The sequence below is a fragment of the Streptomyces sp. NPDC058872 genome (genome assembly GCF_042743065.1).
In the GTDB taxonomy this organism is placed as follows: Bacteria; Actinomycetota; Actinomycetes; order Streptomycetales; family Streptomycetaceae; genus Streptomyces.
Map to the genome: position 1 here is coordinate 15,635 of NZ_JBHYMK010000055.1, position 21,620 is coordinate 37,254.

Genomic DNA, 21,620 nt, shown 5'->3' on the forward strand with positions numbered 1-21,620 from the left:
TCGCAGCACTGAGTCGGGGCCGGTCGGCGGAACTTATTCCGTCGATCGGCCCCGGCCGTTGCGTGTACGGTTCTGGTGTCCCTGCCCCGCGACGGCGCGGCAGGCCACCGAACCCGAACCGGCGGGACATCCGGCACCGCATGTACGTGGGGACACTGTCCTTCGACCTCCTCCTCGGCGATGTCCATTCGTTGAAGGAGAAACGCTCCGTCGTCCGGCCCATCGTCGCCGAGCTCCAGCGCAAGTTCTCCGTGAGCGCGGCCGAGGTGGGCGAGCAGGACCTCCATCGCAGGGCCCGGCTGGGCGTTGCGCTGGTGTCCGGGGACCACGGATTCGTATCGGACGTGCTCGACCGCTGTGAGCGGCTCGTCGCCGCCCGGCCGGAGGTGGAGCTGCTGTCGGTGCGCCGCAGGCTCCACACTGATGAAGACTGATTGAGCAAGGCAAAGAAGGAGAAGGACCAGTGGCCGACAACGCTCGGGCGAAGAAGCTGGCAGACCTCATCCGGGAGGTGGTCGCCGAGAAGCTGCAGCGCGGCGTCAAGGACCCCCGACTGGGCACGCACGTGACCATCACGGACACCCGCGTCACCGGTGACCTGCGGGAGGCCACGGTCTTCTACACGGTCTACGGCGACGACGAGGAGCGGGCGAACGCCGCGGCCGGCCTGGAGAGCGCCAAGGGCGTCCTCCGCTCGGCCGTGGGTCGGGCGGCGGGGACCAAGTTCACCCCGACCCTGACCTTCGTGGCCGACGCCCTCCCGGAGAACGCCCGCACCATCGAGAACCTCCTCGACCGTGCGCGCGCCTCGGACGCCCAGGTGCGCCAGGCCTCCTCGGGGGCGAGCTTCGCGGGTGACGCCGACCCCTACAAGAAGCAGGGCGAGGACGAAGCCGCCGAATGAGCAACACGACCAAGTCCTTCCCGGCGACCGCCGGGAAGGACCCCCGAGACGGCCTCGTCATCGTCGACAAGCCGTCGGGCTTCACTTCGCACGACGTCGTGGCCAAGATGCGCGGGATCGCCAAGACCCGTCGCGTCGGCCACGCGGGCACGCTCGACCCCATGGCCACCGGTGTCCTCGTCCTCGGCGTGGAGCGGGCGACGAAGCTCCTCGGACACCTCGCGCTGACCGAGAAGGAGTACCTGGGCACCATCCGCCTGGGGCAGACGACCATCACCGACGACGCCGAGGGCGAGATCACGGCGTCGGTCGACGCGTCGAAGGTCACCCGCGAGCAGATCGACGCGGGAGTGGCCGAGCTGACCGGCGACATCATGCAGGTGCCGTCGAAGGTCTCCGCGATCAAGATCGACGGCAAGCGGTCGTACGCCCGCGTCCGCGGGGGCGAGGAGTTCGAGATCCCGGCCCGCCCGGTCACGGTCTCCTCCTTCCGTGTCTACGACGTCCGCGAGGCCACCGCCGAGGACGGCACCCCGGTCGTGGACCTGGTCGTCTCGGTGGTCTGCTCCTCCGGCACGTACATCAGGGCGCTCGCCCGGGACCTCGGTGCCGGGCTCGGCGTCGGCGGTCACCTGACCGCGCTGCGGCGCACCAGGGTCGGCCCGTACAAGTTGGACGCGGCCCGCACCCTGGACCAGCTCCAGGAAGAGCTCACGGTCATGCCGGTCGCCGAAGCGGCTGCCGCGGCGTTCCCGCGCTGGGACGTCGACGCGAAGCGGGCCAGGCTGCTGCTGAACGGCGTCCGCCTGGAGATGCCGGAGTACCCGAAGGGGCCCGTCGCGGTCTTCGGACCCGAGGGCACGCTGCTGGCCCTGGTCGAGGACCAGCGGGGCAAGGCCAAGAGCCTCGCCGTCTTCGGCTGAACCGGAGCGGCCGTGGAGGTCGTCGTGGGGCGGGCACGCACGCGTGCCCGCCCCACGTTTTTCCCCCGTCACCCCCCTCTGTTTCCCCTGGAAGTGTCTGTCCCGCGAAGTCGTGGAAATTCACCTCATCAGGGAGGCGCTCGGAGTGAACCGGGGGAGCGCCGGGGGCGCGTTTCCTGAGGAGCGCCTCCGGGTGATCAACGGCCGCCTACCGTCGACACCATGGGACGCGGGGACCTGGGGACGCTGGTGAGGATCTGCGATCCGGCGGGCCGGCCGCGCGGCACCGGGTTCTTCGTCGACCACCACGGAACGGTCGTCACCAGCCACGAAGCCGTCGACGGGCTCGGCCGCCTGATCCTGCGCGCCCCCGACGATCGGACCTGTTCCGCCGGTGCCGGGTCCATCACCCCCCTGCCGGAGAGCGGCCTCGCCCTCGTACGGACCGAAGGGCTCGGCGGTCGCCCGCTGCCGGTCGCGACCCGCAGCGAGATCGATCCCGGCACGTACGTGCGGATCACCGCCGGGGGCTGGCGCGAAGCACGCGTGCTCGGCCCCGCGACCGTGAGCCATCTCGCCACCGGCCGTCTCCACTCCTTGGCCGATGCCCTCGCACTCGCCATCGGCACCGAAGGTGCCGACGCGCTCCGTCGCGGCGGACAGGCCACCGGCGGCCCCGTCCTCGACACCGCCACCGGCACCGTCCTCGGCGTGCTCGGCACCTCCCTACGGGGCGACCGCAGGGCCGCCGGATACGCCGTGCCGCTCCGGCCCGTCGGCCCGCTCGCCCCCTTGCTCCGGCGCAACGCGGCCACCGTGCCCGCCTACGGCCCCGATCTCAACCTCGCCGCGATCCTGGAGCTCACCGCCACCTCCACCGGACCCGCGCGGAATCCCGATCCCTGGCCCGAGCCGGTCGAACGCCCCGACTGCCTGCGCGAGTTCACCCGCTTCACGGCCGGTGACGCGCCGGTCCTGGCCCTCGTCGGCGCCCCCGGCACCGGTCGCACCACCGCCCTCGCCGCCCTCTGCGTCCGTCGGGCCCGGGGAGCGTCTCCCGCCCCCACCGTCCGGCTGCGCGGCGCGGACCTGCGCGCCGAGGACCGCTCGCTCGCCGATGCCGTCGCCCGCGCCCTCCACGAAGCCGGCCGCATCGTCACCGCTTCCGGAGCACCCGGCGACACCACGACCGCGACCCCGGAACGCGCCGCCGCACTCGCCCGGGAGGCCGGCCGCCCGCTGCTGGTCGTCCTCGACGGACCCGAGGAGATGCCGCCGCTCCTCGCCCACCGGCTGGCCGACTGGACCGCGACCACCGAGCAGTGGCTCCGTGCCCACCGGGTGCACCTCGTCACGGCCTGCCGCCCCGAGCACTGGGAGCAGGCCGGCGCCCTCTACGCCCCCGACGCCCTGCACCGACCGACCGTGCCTCCCGCCGACGGGCTGCCCTCCGCCGTTTCCCTCGGGCCGTACACCGAGGCCGAGGCGCGTGCCGTGCGGGAGGGGTACGGGATCGGGGCGGAGGCCGTCGCCGAGGCGGACGCCCGTCACCCGCTGGCCCTGAGGCTGTTCGCCGAGGTGCGGGCGGCACTGCCGGGAGAGGTGCCCGGGCGGCCCGGGCGGGAGGAGATCTTCACCGCCCACCTGGACCTGATGTGCCTGCGGATCGCCGTCCGGATCGCCGCCGGGACCCGGCCGCAGCTCCGCGGGGCCGCGGTCCGCCGACTCGCCGCACGGGTGACCGGACGGGTCCACGAGGCGGCCCGCAGATGCCTCGGACCCGGTCACGGCGTCCTCGACCGGCCCTCCTTCGAGGAACTGTTCCCCTGGCGGGAGGGATGGGCCCCGGCCGTCCTCACCGAGGGCCTCCTCGTCCCGGCGGGCGCGGGCTACCGCTTCGCCCACGAGGAACTCGCCGACTGGGTCCAGGCCGCCCACCTCGACCTGGACGCGGCCCTCCAGGGGCTGGTCCACGGCCACCACGGAGAGCCGCTGCCGGGGGAAGCCACGGCCCGGGTCGACCTGCCGGCGCAGCGGGACGACGGCACCGAAGGACCGGGCGGACAGCTGCCCGTGCCCCGGCACCGGATCGGTCCCGTGTCACAGGCGCTCTCGCTGCTCCACCGGGAGCAGGGGCCTGCCGGGCTCGCCCCCCGGCTCGTCGCGCTCGTCGAGGCACTGGCGCGGTTCGCCGAGGCGGAGGAGCACGGGGACGGGGCCTGGTGGGCGGCCCGGCTCCTCCGGGACGGCGTGCAGGGGACGTCCGACCCGCGCCCGTACCTCTCCGTCCTGCGCCTGCTCGCCGACCGGATCGGCGCCCGTCCCCGACGGCACCCGGTCTTCGCCCCTTTCGGGCCCCCGTTCTGGCTGGCCCTGTCCCTCGGCGAAGACGAGCGGATCGACCTGCTGCGGCGGCTCGTCCCCGCCGACCCGCCGCCCGGCGCACCGCCCCACGAGGAACGCGTCCTCGAAGCGGTCGCCGTGCTCCTCACCGCCGACCCCCGGGGCGTCCAACCCCTCCTCTGCCGCTGGTTCGGCGACGCACGGCCGCTGCCCGCCGCTCCTCACGCGACCGTCGCCACCGCCGCCCAGGCCCTCCTGCACACCCATCGGGGCCTCGCCGTCGACGACCTGTGCGAGTCGCTCGTCGCCACCGCCCATCCGCTCGCCGACCGCCTCCTCGTCGCGCTCGCCGAGGACGAACCCTCCGCGCTCTGCCGGGCCGTCGACCGCTGGGCCCACGACGACGGGCGCCCGGAGCGACGCGCCGCCGCCGCCGCGTACGGGAACGTGGTGGCGCGGCACACCACCACGACCGCCGACCGCGAGCTCCTGCGCTACGCGGCCCTCGCCCTGCTCGCCCGCCCCGGCGAGGAGAACCTCCACGGCGCCGCCCTCGGACTGCTCGTCCGCGACCCGCACAGCAGGCCCCGGCACCTGCCCCGCGCCCTGGTCGACCCCCGGGTCCCCGCGGACGCCCTCGCCGCGGCCCTCCCGACCCACCCCGACGAGGCCCTCGTCGGTCTCCGGCTCCGGCTGTACGGTGCCGGGGAGGCGCCGGCCGCCGCCCTGCAGGTCCTCGCAGAGGTCGACACGCCGGCCCTGGCCCGCAGGATCGCCGCCCTCGTCCGCAACTACGCCGCCGGCCACCCCGAGGGGGCCCGACACGTCGCGGCCTTCGTCGACCGTCGGTTCGAGGACGGACCGGTGGCCAGGGCAGTCCTCTTCCCCCTGGTCACCTCGCTGATCAGGAGTCGCACCGCAGCGCTGCGGTGCGCACTCGCCCCCGTTCTCGCCGCTCCCGGCACCGGTGCCTCCCGCCATCTGCGGGCCGAGTTGCTCGACGTTCTCCTGGAGCACGAGCGCCACGAGGCCGGGAGCGGTGACCGCACGGTCCTGGAGGCGCTCCTGAGGGCCGCCGCGGAGGGGGCGGAGCTGCGCAGCGCGGTCCGCACCCGGGCGCTCGTGCAACGGGTCGGCGCGCTGTGCGCCCGGACTCCGGAGGGGGCCCGGTGGTTCGACCGGGCCCTGGCCGGGGCCGTCCGCGAGCGGCCCGCGTTCGCCGCACCGCTACTGACCTGGGTGGTCGCCGCCCCCGACGACGGGGCGCCGCTCCTCGGCCCGGAGGGCCTCCGGGCCCTGCGCAGCACCGGCACCGCCATGCCGATGCGTGCCGACAGCCGTGGACATGGCAGTCTTAGACCTGCGTAAGGGCGAACAGGGCGAACAGGCGGACGAGGAGCGGTCACAGTGCAGCGCTGGCGTGGCTTGGAGGACATCCCCCAGGACTGGGGGCGCAGCGTCGTCACCATCGGCTCCTACGACGGGGTGCACCGCGGACACCAGCTGATCATCGGCCGGGCCGTCGCGCGCGCCCGGGAGCTCGGCGTCCCCTCCGTCGTGGTCACCTTCGACCCGCACCCCTCCGAGGTCGTCCGCCCCGGCAGCCACCCCCCGCTGCTCGCCCCGCACCACCGGCGTGCCGAACTGGTCGAGGAACTGGGCGTGGACGCGGTGCTCGTGCTGCCGTTCACCACCGAGTTCTCCCGGTTGTCCCCGGCCGACTTCATCGTGAAGGTGCTCGTCGACAAGCTGCACGCCAAGCTGGTCATCGAGGGCCCCAACTTCCGCTTCGGGCACCGGGCCGCCGGCAACGTCGAATTCCTCACCGAGACGGGCGCCACCTACGACTACGAGGTCGAGGTCGTCGACCTGTACGTCAGCGGTGCGGCCGGTGGCGGCGAGCCCTTCTCCTCCACCCTCACCCGTCGTCTGGTCGCCGAGGGCGACATGGCGGGCGCGGGCGAGATCCTCGGCCGTCCGCACCGGGTCGAGGGAGTGGTGGTCCGCGGCGCGCAGCGCGGCCGGGAGCTCGGCTTCCCGACGGCCAACGTCGAGACCGTGCCGCACACGGCGATCCCGGCGGACGGCGTCTACGCCGGCTGGCTGACGGCCGCGGGAGAGCGGATGCCGGCAGCGATCTCGGTCGGCACGAACCCGCAGTTCGACGGCAAGGACCGGACGGTGGAGGCGTACGCGATCGACCGCGAGGGGCTCGACCTGTACGGGCTGCACGTGGCCGTGGACTTCCTCGCGTACGTGCGCGGCATGCTCAAGTTCGACACCCTGGACGACCTCCTCCAGGCGATGGCCGGCGACGTGAAGCGCTGCCGCGAACTGACGGAGGAGTACGACCGGGCCTGATCGTCCGGTCCTCCGGCGGTGGGACCCGCCCCGGTGCCGGCCCGGCCGCCCGCCCCGCGGGGCGGTGCCGGCACCGGGGCGGGCTCAGTCCCCGGCGGTCGCCGTCACCCAGTGGCAGGCCACCGCCCGCCGCCGTCCGTCCAGGACCGGCAGGTCCTCGCCCCGGCAGCGGTCCGACACCGCCGACGCCCCTCCCGAGGCCAGGACCGGGCACCGCACGTGGAAGCGGCAGCCGGACGGGATCCGGGACGGGTCCGGCGGTTCCCCGGACAGCACCACCGGTGCGCCCCCCGACTCCGGCAGCACCGACAACAGCGCACGGGTGTAAGGGTGTTGGGGATGCACCAGTACGGACTCCACCGGTCCGATCTCCACCACCCTGCCCAGGTACATCACTGCCACCCGGTCCGCGATGTTCCAGGCCAAGCCCAGATCGTGCGTCACCACCAGTGCCGACAGGCCCAGTTCGTCACGCAGCCGCAGCAGCAGCGCCAGGATCTCGCCGCGCACGGACGCGTCCAGGGACGCCACCGGCTCGTCGGCGACGAGCAGTTCGGGTTCCAGGACGAGCGCGCCCGCGATGACCACCCGCTGCCGCTGTCCTCCGGACAGCTCGTGCGGATAGCGGAGGAAGAACCGCTCCGCCGGTCGCAGTCCCGCACGTGCCAGGGCGCCGGCGACGGCCGCCCTCTCGTCCCCCTCGTACCGGTGGATCCGCAGTCCCTCCGCCACCGCGTCGTACACGGTGTGCCGCGGGTTCAGCGAACCGCTCGGGTCCTGGAGGACCAGCTGCGCCCGCTTCCGGAAGGTCTTGAGGGCCCCGGAGGAGCGGGCGAGCGGCTGCCCGTCGAAGGAGACCGTCCCCGACGTGGGGCGGACCAGACCGAGCAGGGAACGGGCCAGCGTCGTCTTGCCGCAGCCCGACTCGCCGACCAGCGCCATGATCTCGCCGGCCCCGACGTCCAGGTCCACGCCGTCCACCGCGCGCGCGGGCGGTGCGCCCCGCCGACCCGGGAAGGCGACGTGCAGTCCGCGCGCAGAGAGGAGCGGGCGGGCGGGGATTTCGGTGTTCACGGCGTGCTCCCCCCGTGGATGCAGGCGACCCGGCGGCCCGCCCCCGCCTCCCTCAGTTGCTGGTCCGACGCGAAGCAGACCTCCAGCGCCACCGGGCAGCGCGGGTGGAAGGCGCAGCCGCCGGGCAGGGCGGCGGGGTCCGGCGGATCGCCCGGCAGGCCGCGCGGCGCTCGACGGGACGCCGGGTCCCCGATGCGGGGGAAGGCCGAGGACAGCGCCCGCCCGTAGGGGTGCGCAGCCGCCTCGTGGACGGCCCGCGCCGGTCCCTCCTCGACGATCCGGCCCGCGTACATCACGGCCAGCCGGTCGCAGGTGTCGGCGAGGACCGCCAGGTCGTGGCTGATCATCAGCAGGCCGATGGACTGCTCGGCGACGAGGAGCTCGATCAGCCGCAGGATCTGGGCCTGGACCATCACGTCCAGCGCGGTCGTCGGCTCGTCCGCGATGATCAGCCGGGGGTCGCAGGCGAGTGCCATGGCGATCATCACCCGCTGCCGCTGCCCGCCGGACAGCTCGTGCGGATGGGCCGCGGCCCGGGCCGCCGGAAGGCCGACGTGTTCGAGCAGCTCGGCGACCCGTCCACGGGCCGCCGCCGGGGTCGCCCGGCCGTGCACGAGCAGCGGTTCGGCGATCTGCTCGCCGATCCGCTGCACCGCGTTCAGCGCGTGCATCGCGCCCTGGAAGACGATTGACGCCCCCGCCCAGCGCACGGCCCGGAGCCGTCCCCAGGGCATGGTCAGCACGTCCTCGCCGTCGAGTCGGATCGTGCCCTCGATCCGTGCCGAGGCGGGGAGCAGCCGCAGCAGCGCGAGCGCGAGGGTGGACTTGCCGCAACCCGATTCGCCGGCCACGCCCAGCTTGGTCCCCGGCTCCAGGGTCAGGTCGACCCCGCGCACGGCGGGCACGGCGTCCGCACCCGACCCGTAGGTCACCCTCAGGTCCCGTACGTCCAGCAGGCTCATCGCCCCACCCCCAGTTTCGGATTGAGCACGGACTCCACCGCGCGCCCGCACAGGGTGAAGGCGAGCGCGACCAGTGCGATCGCGATCCCGGGCGGGGCCAGGTACCACCAGTGCCCGGAGGAGACGGCGCCCGCCTCCCGGGCGTCCTGGAGCATGCCGCCCCAGGACACCACCGTCGGGTCACCGAGGCCGAGGAAGGCGAGGGTCGCCTCGGTGAGGATCGCGGTCGAGATGCCGAGCGTGGTCTGCGCGAGCACCAGGGGCATCACGTTCGGCAGCACGTGCCGGGTCATCACGTGCCGGTGGCCGCCGCCCAGCGCCACCGCCCGCTCGATGTACGGGCGGGACTCCACCGCGATCGTCTGCGCCCGCACCAGGCGGGCCGTGGTCGGCCACGAGGTCACGCCGATCGCCAGCACCACCGTCCACATCGACCGGGACATCACCGTGGCGAGCACGATCGCGAGGACCAGGGTGGGCATCACCAGGAACCAGTCGGTGATCCGCATGACGGTGGTCGAGAGCCAACCGCCGTAGTGCCCCGCGAGGATGCCCACCAGCGTTCCGATCGCGACGGAGAGGGCCGCTGCGAGCAGGCCGACGAGCAGGGAGATCCGCGCCCCCCAGACCAGCAGGCCGAGCAGGGGGCGCCCGAACCGGTCGGTGCCGAGGGGGAACTCCGCGCCCGGTGGTTCCAGGGCCGTGCCCGGTGCCGCCGTCACGGACTGCACGTCCGCGCCGACGAGCAGCGGGGCCGCGAGCGCGATCAGGGCGATCAGGGCGAGTCCCCCGAGGCCGTACAGTCCTGCCCGGTGGGTGCGGTACTGCTTCCAGAAGCGGGCGGCCGATTCCCTGCGGCGCTCCCGGGCGAGGGAAGTCATCGGCCCACCCGGGGGTCGAGCAGCGGATAGAGCAGGTCGGCGATCAGGTTCATCAGGATCATCGCTCCGGCGAAGACCACGAACAGCCCTTGGACCAGCGGAAGGTCGGGCACGCTCAGCGCCTGGTAGAAGAGCCCGCCGAGCCCGGGCCAGGAGAACACCGTCTCCACCAGGATCGAACCGGCCGCCACGTGGCCCAGGTTGATGAAGACCATGGTGAGGGTGGGCAGGAGCGCGTTCGGCACCGCGTGCCGGCGGCGCACGAGGTCGTCCCGCAGGCCCTTCGCCCGCGCCGTCGTCAGGTAGTCGCTGCCCATTTCGTCGAGCAGCGAGGAGCGCATCACCAACAGGGTCTGCGCATAGCCGACCGCGACCAGCGTGACGACGGGCAGGACCAGGTGGTGGGTGACGTCGAGGACGTGGGCGAGGCCGGTCTCGCCCGTCCCGGACTCCATGCCGCCGGTCGGGAAGAGCCCCGGCACCGGGCCCGCGCCGACCGAGAAGACGATGATCAGCAACAGCCCGAGCCAGAAGGAGGGCACCGACCACAGGGTCAGCGCGATGCCGGTGTTCAGCTTGTCGCCGAGACCGCCGTGCCGCCAGGCCGAACGGGTGCCGAGCCACAGTCCGAGCGCCGAGTAGATCACCACGGCGACCCCGGTGAGCAGCAGCGTCGCCGGAAGTTTCGCCGCGATCAACTCCCCGACCGGGGAGCGGAACTGGAAGGAAGTGCCGAGATCGCCGCTCAGCGCCTTGGCGCAGTAGTCGGTGAACTGCTGCCACAGCGGGAGGTCGAGACCGAACTGGTGCCTCAGCGTCGCGAGTTGTTCGGCCGAGGTGGGGACGCCGTGCGTCATCGCCTTCACCGGGTCGCCGGGGACGATCCGGAACAGGAAGAAGCTGGTGACCAGGACCGCGAGGAGCGAGACGAGCGCGCCGCCCAGCTTCCCCGCCGCATGGCGGAGATAGCCGGAGGAGGAACCGGTGCGGGGTGCGCCCTCCGCGGCGCGGGCCGAGGAGGCCCGCGCCGCGTCGGCGGGTGTGCTTGCCGTCGTCATGCGCTACTCGCGGTCGTCGGCGGTGGCACGGCGGCGCAGCCCGAACAGGGTGCCGAGGCCGACCGCGACCACCACGGTCGCACCGATGCCGACGATCACTCCGGTGGACGGGGCCCCCTCGGTCTGCGCGGCCCGCGCGGCGGGCACGGCCGACCACCAACTCCAGTAGCCGTCCTGTCCCCACAGGTTTCCGGCGGCCTCGGGCATGGTCGTGATGGATCCGATCTGGTCCGTGCGGTACGCCTCCAGGGCGTTCGGATAGGCCATGACGTTCATGTACCCCGTGTCGTACAGCCGGGACTGCATCCGCTTCACCAGGTCCGCCCGCTTGGCGGCGTCGTACTCCACCGCCTGCCGTGCGTAGAGCCCGTCGAACTCCCGGTCGCAGATGAAGTTGTCGGTGGCGCCGGAGTCCTTCGGCGTCGCCGGGAGCGCGCCGCAGGTGTGGATCGAGAGGACGTAGTCCGGGTCGGGATTGACCGACCAGCCGTCGAACGCCAGGTCGTAGTCGCCCTTGGCCCAGGGGTCGGAGACGCTGTCCAGGCACTCCATCTGCAGGCCGATGCCGAGCTTTCCCCACCACTCCCGCAGGTACTTGCCGACGGCCTTGTCGTTCGGGTCGGTGGCATGGCAGAGGATGCGGAAGTCCAGGGGCACGCCGTCCTTGCCGACCCGCTTGCCGGTGGCGTCCTTCCGGTAGCCGGCCGCGTCGAGGACGTGAGCCGCCCGGGCCGGGTCGTAGGCCCGTTCCTGTCCGGCCGCCGGCTTCCAGAAGTACGAGCCGAAGCGGGGCGGGACGTACCCCTCGCCCTCGACGGCGTGCCCCTGGAAGACCTTGTCGACGAGCGTCGCCCGGTCGACGGCGAGGAACAGGGCCTTGCGGACCTCCGGGTCCAGCAGTGCCCGGTGGCCGTTGCCGAAGGTCCTGCCGTCCCGGGCCTTCGCTCCGGGGTTGGTGGCGAGGGCGTAGAAGCGCCGGCCGGGGGCGTCGTTGACCTTGATGTCCGGTTGGGTCTTCAGCGCCGCTGCCTGAGCGGGCGTCAGGTTCGGCACGAAGGACACCTCGCCCTTCTGCAGGGCCGCGACGGCGGCGTCACCGTCCTTGTAGTACTTGAAGACCAACTCGTCGAACCGGGGCGCACCCCGCCAGAACGTCTTGTTGGGCTTGAGTTTGACGTACTGGTCGACCTTGAAGTCCGTGATGACGAAGGGGCCGTTGCCGACGATCGGGAACGCCTTGTCGTTGTTGAACGTCGAGAAGTCGGTGACCTTCTCCCAGACGTGCTTCGGCACGATCGGCACGTCCAGCGCCGTCATCGTCGCCTGGGGCTTCTTCAGCCGGATGACCAGGGTCCGCGGGTCGGTCGCGGTGACCTCCGCGAAGTTGGCCGTGAAGCTTCCGTTGGCGGTGGCTGCGTTCGGGTCGGTCATCATCGTCCGGAAGGTCCAGGCCGCGTCCTCGGCAGTGGCCCGTCGTCCGTCCGACCACGTCGAGTCCTCGCGGATCGTGTACGTCCACGTCAACTTGTCGGGGGAGGAGGTCCAGGCGGTCGCCAGGCCCGGCACCGTGCGGGCGTCCTTCGGGTCGTAGTTCGTGAGGTACTCGTACGCCAGCCGGTGGATGCTGGTCGAGGTGAGCCGCTGTGCCAGGAACGGGCTCAGCGAGTCGATGCTCTGCGAGACCGCCACCGTGAGGGTGGTGCCGCCGCCCTTCTCGTCCTCGGCCTGCGCCGTGGCGGGGGAGACGGCGAGGGGGCCGGCGGCGATGCCGGCGGCGAGCACCCACCGCAAGGCCCTGCGGGCGGCGGGGGGACGGGGCGGGACCTTCGTGACCATGACCATGAGACGTTGTCCTCGCGTCGGAGTTCTTGTCGTGGATCCTGGGCTGACGACGGATGGAGCGAAGGTGTATCAGCGGTGGTCTGCCGTCGTCAACGATCCCTCAAACCCCTTCTGTGCTGCGGGAACGCCAAGAGACCCCGTATCGGTGAACCGATACGGGGTCTCATTGGTCTAAGCCGGTGACGCCCTACTGCTGAGGCGCTGGCGGTGCCTGTCCGGGGTGTTGCGGATCCGTCTGCGGAGGAAGCGGCCGTCCCGGCTGGGACTCGCCCGCGTCCTGCGGCTGCTGCCAGGGCTGCGGCATGCCCGGTTGTCCGTAGGGGGGCGTGCCCGGTTGTCCGGGGTGCGGCGGGTGGGGCTGTCCGGGCTGTGCTCCGTAGGGCTGTCCGGGTGCGTACTGTCCGGGCATGGGGCCCGGTTGTCCGGGCATCGGCTGTCCGGGCATCGGCTGTCCGGGTACCTGTCCGGGGGCGGGGTGTCCCGGACCCTGCTGACCCGGCATCGGCGGGTACGGCTGAGGCGGGTAGGGCTGAGGGTGCCCTTGGGGCTGCGGCATGCCCGGTTGTCCGTAGGGGGGCGTGCCCGGTTGTCCGGGGTGCGGCGGGTGGGGCTGTCCGGGCTGTCCGGGCTGTGCTCCGTAGGGCTGTCCGGGTGCGGGTGGGCCGGGTGCGTACTGTCCGGGCATGGGGCCCGGTTGTCCGGGCATCGGCTGTCCGGGTACCTGTCCGGGGGCGGGGTGTCCCGGACCCTGCTGACCCGGCATCGGCGGGGCCATGTGCGGCGGTGCCGCGCCCTGACCGTCACCGGTCCACAGTCCCTGCGCCTGCTGGGCCCGGACGAAGTCCTCGGCCACCATCGCGGAGAGGTGGAAGTACGCCTCCCGGGTCTTCGGCCGCATCATGTCGAGGTCCACCTCGGCGCCGGCCGCCAGGTGCTCGTCGAAGGGCACCACCACGACACCGCGGCAACGGGTCTGGAAGTGCTGCACGATGTCCTCGACCTTGATCATCTTTCCGGTCTCGCGGACCCCGGAGATGACCGTGATCGAGCGCTGCACCAGATCCGCGTAACCGTGCGCCGAGAGCCAGTCCAGCGTCGTCGAGGCGCTGGACGCACCGTCCACGGACGGCGTGGAGATGATGATCAACTGATCGGCGAGGTCGAGGACCCCGCGCATGGCGCTGTACAGCAGGCCCGTACCCGAGTCGGTCAGGATGACCGGGTACTGCTTGCCGAGGACGTCGATGGCCCGTCGGTAGTCCTCGTCGTTGAAGGTCGTCGAGACGGCCGGATCCACGTCGTTGGCGAGGATCTCCAGACCGGACGGCGCCTGCGAGGTGAACCGCCGGATGTCCATGTACGAGTGGAGGTACGGGATCGCCTGCACCAGGTCGCGGATGGTCGCCCCGGTCTCGCGCCGCACGCGGCGGCCGAGCGTGCCCGCGTCCGGGTTCGCGTCGATCGCCAGGATCTTGTCCTGCCGCTCGGTGGCCAGCGTCGCACCGAGCGCGGTGGTCGTCGTGGTCTTGCCGACGCCGCCCTTGAGCGAGATGACGGCGATCCGGTAGCAGGAGAGGACCGGTGTCCGGATCAACTCCAGCTTGCGCTGCCGCTCCGCCTCCTCCTTCCGGCCGCCGAGCTTGAAGCGGTTGCCGGCGCCGGGGTTCCGGCTCGACTTGGGCTTCTGCTTGTTGTTGCGCAGCAGCCGGTCGGACGAGAGCTCCACGGCCGCGTTGTAGCCCAGCGGCGCGCCCGGCACGGAACGCTCCCGCTGGTCGTGGGTCACCGGCGAGGGCCAGGCGGCCCCGGTCCGCGGATCGACGGGCGGCTGTCCGTCCTGAGGCGGCTGCGGGACCTGCGGGACCTGCGGGGCCTGCGGGGGTACGGCTCCGGGGTGCGGGTAGCCGTATCCGGCCGGGGCCTGCGGGGGCAGGCCACCGGGAGCCCCGGGCTGCTGCGGGTAGCCGTATCCGGGCTGCTGCGGAGGCGTCCCGGGAGGGGGGAAGCCGTACCCGCCCCGAGGCGCAGGGGCCTGCGGGACCTGCGGATAGCCGTAGGCACCGGAGGCCTGTGGGGGTACGGGGCCGGCTGCGGGCGCCGCCGGCGTCGTCCAGGCACCCTGCTGCGGCATCGGCGCGACGGGCGGCGGTACCGGCGGGGAGCCCGGGGGCGACCACTGTTGCGCGGGTTCGGGAGCGGCCGGCTGGAACGCCGGGGGCAGCGGGGGCAATCCGGCCCCCGCCTGCGGCGCGGGCGCGGCGGGGTGAACACCGGGGAAGGCCCCCGGAGCACCGCTGGCGCCCTGTCCGGTGACGTCCTGCGGGGCGGCGTCCTGCGGTGTGCTGTCGGTCGGGTGTGCAGAGGGGGAGGGAGTGGCTCCGGAAGCGACCCCGACCGCTCCGCCCATGAGGTCTGCGCCCGGCTCGACCGTGGCCTCCGAGGGCGCCGTGGTGTCCGTCTCCGCGGCGGGCGCGGCCGGTTCGTCCTGCGGACCCGAGGCGTCGTCGTCGGCCGGGACCGAGGCCGGGGCGGCAGAGGGCACGGTTCTGGTTCCGGCATCCGCCGCACCGCCGTCGGCCGCACCGCCGTCGGCCGGCGCGACGTCGGACTCCGCGGAAACGCCCTCCGGGAGGGCGCCCTCCTCCGAAGCGTCCCCTGCGGGAGCGCCGTTCGGGGTCTCTGCGGACGCCCGGTTCCCGGTGTTCTCCGCGCCGTCGTCCTCCCCGGCTTCCGCTCCCCCGGCGGTGTCCGGTGCGGATCCGGCGGGAGCCGCCGCATCCGTCGCCCGCTCCGCCGAACGCGCCGCGATCTCGTGCTGGAGGGCGACGGGGGAGAAGCGCATGGTGGCGCCGCTCTCGATGTCGCCGCCGCCGAACGGGGGCCCGGCCGGGGGCGCTTCCGGTGCCGGAGCGGGGACGGGCGGCACGTCGGCGGGTTGCGGACCGCCCACCGACTGACCCGGAACCGGCGCTCCGGGCGTGACCGCCGGCGGAGCGGAGGTCGGTGCAACGGGACCGGGGGCCGCGGGCGGAACGGCGGCCTGGGGAACCGCGGCCTGCGGAACGGAGGCCGGGGGAACGGCGGCCGGGGGAACGGCGGCGCCCGCCGTCGGAGGGGCCGGCGGTGCGATGTTCCAGCCGGGTTCGAAACCGCTGCCCGCGGGGAGGCCCGGTACGGCGACCGGCGCTCCGCTCGGCGGCGGGGGAGTGGCACCGCCCGCCCCCGCACCGCCCGACGCGTTCTGCGTGTACCAGGCGGGCGGGGTGTAGTCGATGGTGAACTCACCCGTCATCTCGGCAGGATCCGCGTCGGACTGATCGTCGGCGGGCGGATTCCAACCCCCGTGGATCTCGTCGCGATCGCCGTTCACTTTTGCCTCCTGGTGTGGTCGAGCACCCTTGTGCCGTGCTGGGCGGGGCCCCTTCCACCCTAATCGCCGCGGGCCGCCCCCGGACATGCCCGACGAGCCCTCCCCGCCCGTCCCCGCGCACCGGCCGGACCCCCAAGTGACCCGGCCGTGCCGCAGAGTGAGAACCCCCACCCTTTCAAACGATGCAAAACGGACGTACGCGGGCGACTCGTGTGCCCTGGTCCCCGCTCAGTCCATCCGGCGGGCGCTGCCCAACAATCCGGTCTCGGCGTCCGTCGCCTGCGTCATCACGAACTGGCGGTCGCCCGGCGTGCACCAGAGGGTCACTCCGTCCGCGAGCGTGGACAGCGCCTCGTACTCCTGGCGCTGCAGGCCCATGATGCGACCGATCTGCTCCGCCTCGTCGGGGGATACCCGCTGGATTCCCACCAGGGAGGACTTCTCCAGGAGGCGCGGTGCGGCCGGACTCAGATACGGCAGCAGCGTCACGACGGACTGCCAGGGAGCCGAGACCACCCGGCCGCGCGGCGGTCGCATGCCGCAGTCGCGCACCACGACCACCGGACTGCCCGCCGATGCGCCCTGCGGCGGCACCCGCCCCACGTCGTGCAGGGTGATGCACGGTTGCCCGCCGCCCGCTGCCTGCGCGAGGGAGGTCCAGCCCGGTGCCCGCCCGGTCTCGACCGCCACCCGGGCGCCCGTCGCGGCGGCCCGCAGGGCCAGCACCTGGGCGGTCCACAGACCGCCGATCAGGGTCACGTCGTACGGGACGGGCCGGTTGATGCCGAGGACCGCCGGCCGGCCCTCGGCATCGACGCCGATCACCACGCCGTCGTCGCCCACCGGCAGCGCCAGTGCGTCGAGTTGCTCGACGGGCACGGAGTGTCGGTCGCGGCGCGGTCCGACGAGCCCGAAGCCGAACCGGGGCCGTGCGCTCCGCCCCGGCCGTCGGGGCGCGCCGCCGACGGTCCGCGAGGCGCCGAAGGAAGACGTGGACATCAGCGTGCACCTCCCAACGGCAGCGTGGCGAGGATGCCGGGCACCTGCTCCCGGTCCAACCGGACGAGTCCGGTCTTCACCCCGCGCGCCGCGCGCTCCAGTTCGTGCCGCGCACTCACCAGTTCCTCGTCGCTGCGCCCCGTGATCCGCACGTGTCCGGTCACCGTCACCTCCTGCCGGTCCCCGCCGCTCAGCGTCAGGCTGAACGTCGTCGCGAGCGCGGGCAGCGAAGTCAGCAGCGCCACCAGTTGCGGCATCGACGCACCGGCACCGCCGTTCCGGCCCCCCAACTGCGGCCAGCGCCCGACCCAGTACGTCGTGTGCCGCCGGTCGTCCACCCGCCAGGTCCGGGCCGTCTCCTGGGTCCGACGTCCCTGCGCCTGCCCGCGCCCCGCCTGTGCGATCGCCATCGGGCTGGCGCAGCTCGACGTGGCGAGCGCGGAGGTGAGCTCCTGCTCGGTCAGGACGTTCGCCCGGAACCCGGCCCCCGCGAGCCGGCTCGCCAACTGGTCGGCCGCCCGGACCACGCACTTCTGGGCGCCGACGAGACCACCACCACGTGCGGCGACCGCCTCCGAGCAGAGTTCGGGGTCGAGCTTGAGCGCGATCCAGGTGATCCGCACCGCGGGCGAACCCGTCTGCGCCTGCAGCGGGCCGTAGTTGCGGGCCGCCATCGACTGGGCGGGCAGGTGCGGTGCGGGCGCCGGCTGGGTGTGCTGCACGATCTGTGCCGACTCCAGACGGATCCCGTCGACGCTCAGCGCGTCCCGGACCAGCCCGACGGGCAGCGGCTTCGCCGCGCGGTCCGCGCGCAGCGCCGTACCGTCCGATTCGACCCGCAACACCGCGGTGAGGAAGGTGCCGTCACCGACCATCCCGACCGGACGCCGTTCGCGGTCGCTGTACGCGTAGGTCCGGAGCGCCGGATCGCACTCGACGAGCGGGGCCAGCCCCGGCTCGGTGCCCTGGGGCACCGTGAACGAGGAAGCGCGGCGCGACCGGGCGCGCAGGGCGAGGAAGGTGCCGAGCCACTCGGGCAGCGAACGCCGGTGCCTGCGCACCACGGCGAGCAGGACGAGTGCCACGGCGACCGCGCCCGCGGGCACGAGCAACACCGGCTCCACGACCCAGGCGAGCAACAGCAGGGCCGCCGCCACCTCGATCAGCACCAGTTGTTGCAATCGGAACGAACCGAAGTGTCCGGGACGCGCCTGAAGCCTCGGTGCGACCGAGGCGGCGGTTCCCGTGGGCGGGGGTATGGAGGCAGCGGCTGCGGCGGGCCGCCTCCGCCTCGCGGAAGCCATGATGGAGAATCCCCCTCAATTCATCCCGATGACCCTGGCCCGCCAGGGCTTTGGCGGCCGGATCACCCTACCCGCCCCTCGAACCCCACGGGACAGCAGGCATAGTAGGGGGCCGGTCCGAAGGCCGGGGCCCGGGTGTCAACACCCCCGGGACCCCGTGCGGAGATCGCGCCTGACGAGAATGGGGACTCATGGCATCGCGGCGGGACGAGCTCAACGCGTACACCTTTGCGAAGAAGCGCACGGTGGCGGCATTCCTCCAACCCTCCCCCTCCGGCACGGAGGAGGGGGCGCCGAAGCCGGTCCGCGCGATCCTCCCCGGACTGATCGTCTCCGCCCTCGTCGTCGCGGGATTCGGCGCCTGGGGCATGTTCAAGCCCAGCGCGCCCAAGGGGTGGGACACCCCCGGTACCCGGGTCATCGTCGGCAAGCAGTCGACGACCCGCTACGTGGTCCTGGAGACCGGCACGGGCAAGGACAAGAAGACCCTGCTCCACCCGGTCCTCAACCTCGCCTCCGCCCGACTCCTCCTCAACCCGGACCAGTTCCAGGTCATCCAGGTCGAGGACAAGAAGCTGGACGAGGGAAAGCCGCCCCGCGGCCCCATCCTCGGCATCCCGTACGCCCCCGACCGGCTGCCCGGCGCGGAGGACGCGGGCACGGCCAAGCGCTGGGCCGTCTGCGAGCAGCCCGGAGGCGGCAAGGGCGCCAGCGTCCAGAAGGCGACCTTCCTCTTCGCCCAGCGCGACGCCCGGCGGACCGAGGGCGCCAACCAGCTCAAGGACGGGCAGGTGCTCTACGTCAAGGGGCAGCAGGGGAAGGCCCAGTTCCTCATCGACCACACCGGCACCAAGTACCCGGTGAAGGCCGACCGCCCCGGACTCCTCACCGCCCTCGTCGGCCTCGGGAAGGAGCCGCAGGCCGTCACCGACGACTGGCTCGCCACCCTGCGGACCGGCGACGAGATCGACTTCCCGCACATCGACGGCGAGGTCGGCGCCGCGGCCGACATCCCCGGCAACACCCTCAGCGGCACGGAGAACCGGATCGGCATGGTCCTGCTCGCCCAGACCGGTTCCGGGCCGCAGCACTACGTCGTGCTGGCCGGCAAGGTCCAACCCGTCACCCCCTTCACCGCCTGGCTGCTCATCAACGCCCCGCAGACCGGCGTCCTCGACATGGACGGCAAGGCCACCACCGTCGACGCCTCCGCCTTCGTCCCGGACCCCACCGTCTTCCACGACGGCGTTCGTTGGCCGACGCGGAAGTCCACCCAGATCAACGCGTCCACCGGCGAGGGCGCCCGCGACACCATCTGCAACGTCCTCACCGCCGTCGACGAGAAGGGCAACGCCACCCTCACCACCTGGGCCGGCACCGACTACCCCGCGGACATCAGCACCGGCGGCACCAGCACGTACGTGACCCCCGGCACCGGCCTCCTGTACACCCAGGTCCAGGGCCGGCAGAAGACGCCCGACGGCTCGCTCTTCCTGGTCACCGACACCGGCCTGCGGTACGCCGTGCAGGCCAACGGCGACAGCGACTCGGCCCGTTCCGAGATCGGTGCCGGAGAGCAGAAGCAGACCGACAACCGGCCCGAGCCCAGCGATGCCCAGAAGCGTCTCGGATACGAGCAGGTCCAGCCGGTCCTCGTCCCGATGGAGTGGTCGGAGTTCCTGTCGAAGGGCCCCCGCCTCGACACCAACAGTGCACGTCAGCCGCAGGGTTCCTGAGGAGGTGGCACCGGTGACGACGACGTACCGCACGCCCGCCCTGCTCGCCGCGGGCCTCCTCGCCGCCCTGCCCGCCGCGGCTGCCGCTCCCGTGGAGACCGCCGCGGCTGCCGCCCCCGCCCCGCCGCGCCCTTCCGGTCCCGCCCTCGACGGCAGCGGCCAGTGCACCTTCCCCATGAAGGAGCAGATCGAGGGAACCCCCTGGCCGCTCCAGCGGGTCCTGCTCGACGAACTGTGGCAGGACACCAAGGGCAAGGGCGTCCGGGTCGCCGTCATCGACACCGGTGTCGACGACGTCAATCCCCAACTGCGCACCGCCGTCGACGCCAAGGCGGGCAAGGACTACCTCAAGCCCGACAAGGAGAACCCCTCCGCCGGCGACGTGCAGCGCGGCAAGACCGACGGAACCGTCGACGAGGTCGGCCACGGCACCAAGGTCGCCGGCATCATCGCCGCCCGCCCCCGCAAGGGCACCGGCTTCGTCGGCATCGCGCCCGAGGCCACGATCATCCCGATCCGGCAGAACGACGAGAAGAACAGCGGCAAGTCCGACACCATGGCCCTGGCGATCGACCACGCCGTCCAGGCCGGCGCGCACGTCATCAACATCTCCCAGGACACCACCCAGCCGCTGGGACCCGACTCGACCATGGCCAAGGCCGTGGCCCGGGCGATCGCCAAGAACGTCGTCGTGGTCGCCTCCGCCGGCAACGACGGCATGGACGGCACCCTCAAGAACACCTATCCGGCGGCCTTCCCCGGGGTCCTGGCCGTCGCCTCCTCCGACCGGAACAACGAACGCGCCGCGTTCTCCCAGTCCGGCACCTTCGTGGGCGTCGCCGCCCCCGGCGTCGACATCGTCTCCACCGTCCCCGGCGGCGGCCAGTGCATCGACAACGGCACCAGTTTCTCCGCCCCGTACGTCGCCGGGGTCGCCGCCCTGCTCCGCGCCAAGCACGACAAGTGGACCGCGGCCCAGATCGTCACCCGGATCGAGCAGACCGCCGTCCGTTCGATCAACGGACGTGACAACCACGTCGGTTGGGGGGTGGTGGATCCGGTGCGGGCACTCGCGGACCAACCCGGGACGCCGCCCTCCTCGCCCGTGCCGGACCCGGGGCCGCCCAAGCCGCCGGCCCCCGAACCGGCGCTCCTGTCCCTGTCGGAGACCCCTCAGGAGCGTTCCGAACGGTTGGCCACCTACGCCTTGGGAATCGGGGGCGTCCTGGTCGCCGTGGTCGCCGGGACCGCCACCGTGATCCGCGACAGTCGCCGCAGGAAGGGGGCCCGATGACCCGCGCACCGACCAAGTGCCGAGAGCTCCCTTTGCAGTTGGAACTGCCGCCGCCAATGGCTACAGTGACCGCTGGGGGCACGCCAGTGCGACCCCAGCACGGGGGCGGCATCAGAAGATTCCCGTCCGCATCACCACCGGAAAGCCCGACGGTCCGTCCGTCGCGGTCACCGAAGGAAGAAGGGGCAAGATGTCGAAAGACCTGAACGTAACCAGTGCCGAACAAGTCAAGCTCGCCGGCCGGATCCAGGACTTCTCCGACGAGCTCCAGTCCCGCATCACCTCCCTCAACGGAGTGGTGGACCGCATCCAGGCGGGCTGGCAGGGCGCTGCGAGCAAGGAGTACGACCGGGTCCAGAACGACCTGAACCAGCGTCTCCGCAACATGCGCGTCGAGCTCGTCAAGCTCGAAGAGATCATGCGCATGAGCGCCGACGGGTTCACGCAGGAGGAAGAGGACCGCGTGCGCTCCTTCCGACGGATGGACGACACCTCCAGCGGCCAGAGCGCCATCCTCGGCATGGCCTGAGCCGTCCGGCTCGACCACCCCTCCGCGCCACTCTCACTCC

The 21,620-nt window shown here is 72.9% G+C and carries 16 protein-coding genes; 8 read left to right on the top strand and 8 right to left on the bottom strand.

Features of this window, described 5'->3' with window-relative positions; all coding sequences use genetic code 11:
• Window positions 1-140 precede the first annotated feature (140 nt).
• From ACFW22_RS28070 to ACFW22_RS28090, 5 genes are all read left to right on the top strand, one after another.
• Entirely contained in the window at window positions 141-434 is a 294-nt protein-coding gene (locus tag ACFW22_RS28070) for a DUF503 domain-containing protein (RefSeq protein ID WP_386409664.1), read from the top strand.
• A gap of 29 nt (window positions 435-463) precedes the next feature.
• A complete protein-coding gene (rbfA, locus tag ACFW22_RS28075) occupies window positions 464-904 on the top strand; it encodes a 30S ribosome-binding factor RbfA (RefSeq protein WP_384883908.1) in 441 nt (146 codons plus the stop codon).
• Window positions 901-1,827, top strand: a complete 927-nt coding sequence (truB, locus tag ACFW22_RS28080; protein ID WP_386409666.1) for a tRNA pseudouridine(55) synthase TruB — start codon at window positions 901-903, stop codon at window positions 1,825-1,827. Before rbfA ends, truB begins: the two co-directional genes overlap by 4 nt.
• A 222-nt stretch (window positions 1,828-2,049) precedes the next feature.
• Window positions 2,050-5,538, top strand: coding sequence for a trypsin-like peptidase domain-containing protein (locus tag ACFW22_RS28085; protein WP_386409668.1), 3,489 nt, complete (start codon window positions 2,050-2,052; stop codon window positions 5,536-5,538).
• 39 nt (window positions 5,539-5,577) lie between these two features.
• On the top strand, window positions 5,578-6,531 hold the full coding sequence (locus tag ACFW22_RS28090; protein ID WP_386409670.1) for a bifunctional riboflavin kinase/FAD synthetase: 954 nt from the start codon (window positions 5,578-5,580) through the stop codon (window positions 6,529-6,531).
• An 84-nt stretch (window positions 6,532-6,615) separates the two neighbouring features.
• On the opposite strand, the gene ACFW22_RS28095 is transcribed toward ACFW22_RS28090, so the two are convergent.
• From ACFW22_RS28095 to eccE, 8 genes are all read right to left on the bottom strand, one after another.
• Entirely contained in the window at window positions 6,616-7,605 is a 990-nt protein-coding gene (locus tag ACFW22_RS28095; RefSeq protein ID WP_386409672.1) for an ABC transporter ATP-binding protein, read from the bottom strand.
• Window positions 7,602-8,567 (bottom strand): ABC transporter ATP-binding protein, encoded by a 966-nt coding sequence (locus ACFW22_RS28100; RefSeq protein WP_386409674.1) that lies wholly within the window; start codon window positions 8,565-8,567, stop codon window positions 7,602-7,604. The genes ACFW22_RS28095 and ACFW22_RS28100 overlap by 4 nt, the downstream gene beginning before the upstream one ends.
• A complete protein-coding gene (locus tag ACFW22_RS28105) occupies window positions 8,564-9,448 on the bottom strand; it encodes an ABC transporter permease (protein WP_386409676.1) in 885 nt (294 codons plus the stop codon). The genes ACFW22_RS28100 and ACFW22_RS28105 overlap by 4 nt, the downstream gene beginning before the upstream one ends.
• Window positions 9,445-10,506, bottom strand: coding sequence for an ABC transporter permease (locus ACFW22_RS28110; protein ID WP_386409678.1), 1,062 nt, complete (start codon window positions 10,504-10,506; stop codon window positions 9,445-9,447). Before ACFW22_RS28110 ends, ACFW22_RS28105 begins: the two co-directional genes overlap by 4 nt.
• Before the next feature lie 3 nt (window positions 10,507-10,509).
• A complete protein-coding gene (locus tag ACFW22_RS28115; protein WP_386409716.1) occupies window positions 10,510-12,342 on the bottom strand; it encodes an ABC transporter substrate-binding protein in 1,833 nt (610 codons plus the stop codon).
• Between the two features lie 193 nt (window positions 12,343-12,535).
• Entirely contained in the window at window positions 12,536-15,718 is a 3,183-nt protein-coding gene (locus tag ACFW22_RS28120) for an SCO5717 family growth-regulating ATPase (RefSeq protein ID WP_386409680.1), read from the bottom strand.
• Window positions 15,719-15,946: 228 nt separating this feature from the next.
• Window positions 15,947-16,717 carry a hypothetical protein gene (locus tag ACFW22_RS28125; protein ID WP_386409682.1) on the bottom strand — a complete coding sequence of 257 codons (771 nt, stop codon included), beginning with the start codon at window positions 16,715-16,717 and terminating at the stop codon, window positions 15,947-15,949.
• Window positions 16,717-18,021, bottom strand: a complete 1,305-nt coding sequence (gene eccE / locus ACFW22_RS28130) for a type VII secretion protein EccE (protein ID WP_386409684.1) — start codon at window positions 18,019-18,021, stop codon at window positions 16,717-16,719. Before eccE ends, ACFW22_RS28125 begins: the two co-directional genes overlap by 1 nt.
• A 191-nt stretch (window positions 18,022-18,212) precedes the next feature.
• On the opposite strand from eccE, the gene eccB reads away from it, so the two are divergent.
• From eccB to ACFW22_RS28145, 3 genes are all read left to right on the top strand, one after another.
• Window positions 18,213-19,757 (top strand): type VII secretion protein EccB, encoded by a 1,545-nt coding sequence (eccB, locus tag ACFW22_RS28135; protein WP_386409686.1) that lies wholly within the window; start codon window positions 18,213-18,215, stop codon window positions 19,755-19,757.
• 13 nt (window positions 19,758-19,770) lie between these two features.
• Window positions 19,771-21,051, top strand: a complete 1,281-nt coding sequence (gene mycP / locus ACFW22_RS28140) for a type VII secretion-associated serine protease mycosin (RefSeq protein WP_386409688.1) — start codon at window positions 19,771-19,773, stop codon at window positions 21,049-21,051.
• Window positions 21,052-21,241: 190 nt separating this feature from the next.
• A complete protein-coding gene (locus ACFW22_RS28145; RefSeq protein WP_384881150.1) occupies window positions 21,242-21,580 on the top strand; it encodes a WXG100 family type VII secretion target in 339 nt (112 codons plus the stop codon).
• The last annotated feature ends 40 nt before the right edge of the window (window positions 21,581-21,620 follow it).

What these genes read in the sequence shown, in the direction of transcription:
- ACFW22_RS28070 (WP_386409664.1), top strand. Translation starts at nt 141, where the DNA reads ATGTACGTGGGGACACTGTCCTTCGACCTCCTCCTCGGCGATGTCCAT.
- truB (WP_386409666.1), top strand. Translation starts at nt 901, where the DNA reads ATGAGCAACACGACCAAGTCCTTCCCGGCGACCGCCGGGAAGGACCCC.
- ACFW22_RS28085 (WP_386409668.1), top strand. Translation starts at nt 2,050, where the DNA reads ATGGGACGCGGGGACCTGGGGACGCTGGTGAGGATCTGCGATCCGGCG.
- ACFW22_RS28100 (WP_386409674.1), bottom strand. Translation starts at nt 8,567, where the DNA reads ATGAGCCTGCTGGACGTACGGGACCTGAGGGTGACCTACGGGTCGGGT.
- ACFW22_RS28105 (WP_386409676.1), bottom strand. Translation starts at nt 9,448, where the DNA reads ATGACTTCCCTCGCCCGGGAGCGCCGCAGGGAATCGGCCGCCCGCTTC.
- ACFW22_RS28110 (WP_386409678.1), bottom strand. Translation starts at nt 10,506, where the DNA reads ATGACGACGGCAAGCACACCCGCCGACGCGGCGCGGGCCTCCTCGGCC.
- ACFW22_RS28115 (WP_386409716.1), bottom strand. Translation starts at nt 12,342, where the DNA reads ATGGTCACGAAGGTCCCGCCCCGTCCCCCCGCCGCCCGCAGGGCCTTG.
- ACFW22_RS28125 (WP_386409682.1), bottom strand. Translation starts at nt 16,717, where the DNA reads ATGTCCACGTCTTCCTTCGGCGCCTCGCGGACCGTCGGCGGCGCGCCC.
- eccE (WP_386409684.1), bottom strand. Translation starts at nt 18,021, where the DNA reads ATGGCTTCCGCGAGGCGGAGGCGGCCCGCCGCAGCCGCTGCCTCCATA.
- eccB (WP_386409686.1), top strand. Translation starts at nt 18,213, where the DNA reads ATGGCATCGCGGCGGGACGAGCTCAACGCGTACACCTTTGCGAAGAAG.
- ACFW22_RS28145 (WP_384881150.1), top strand. Translation starts at nt 21,242, where the DNA reads ATGTCGAAAGACCTGAACGTAACCAGTGCCGAACAAGTCAAGCTCGCC.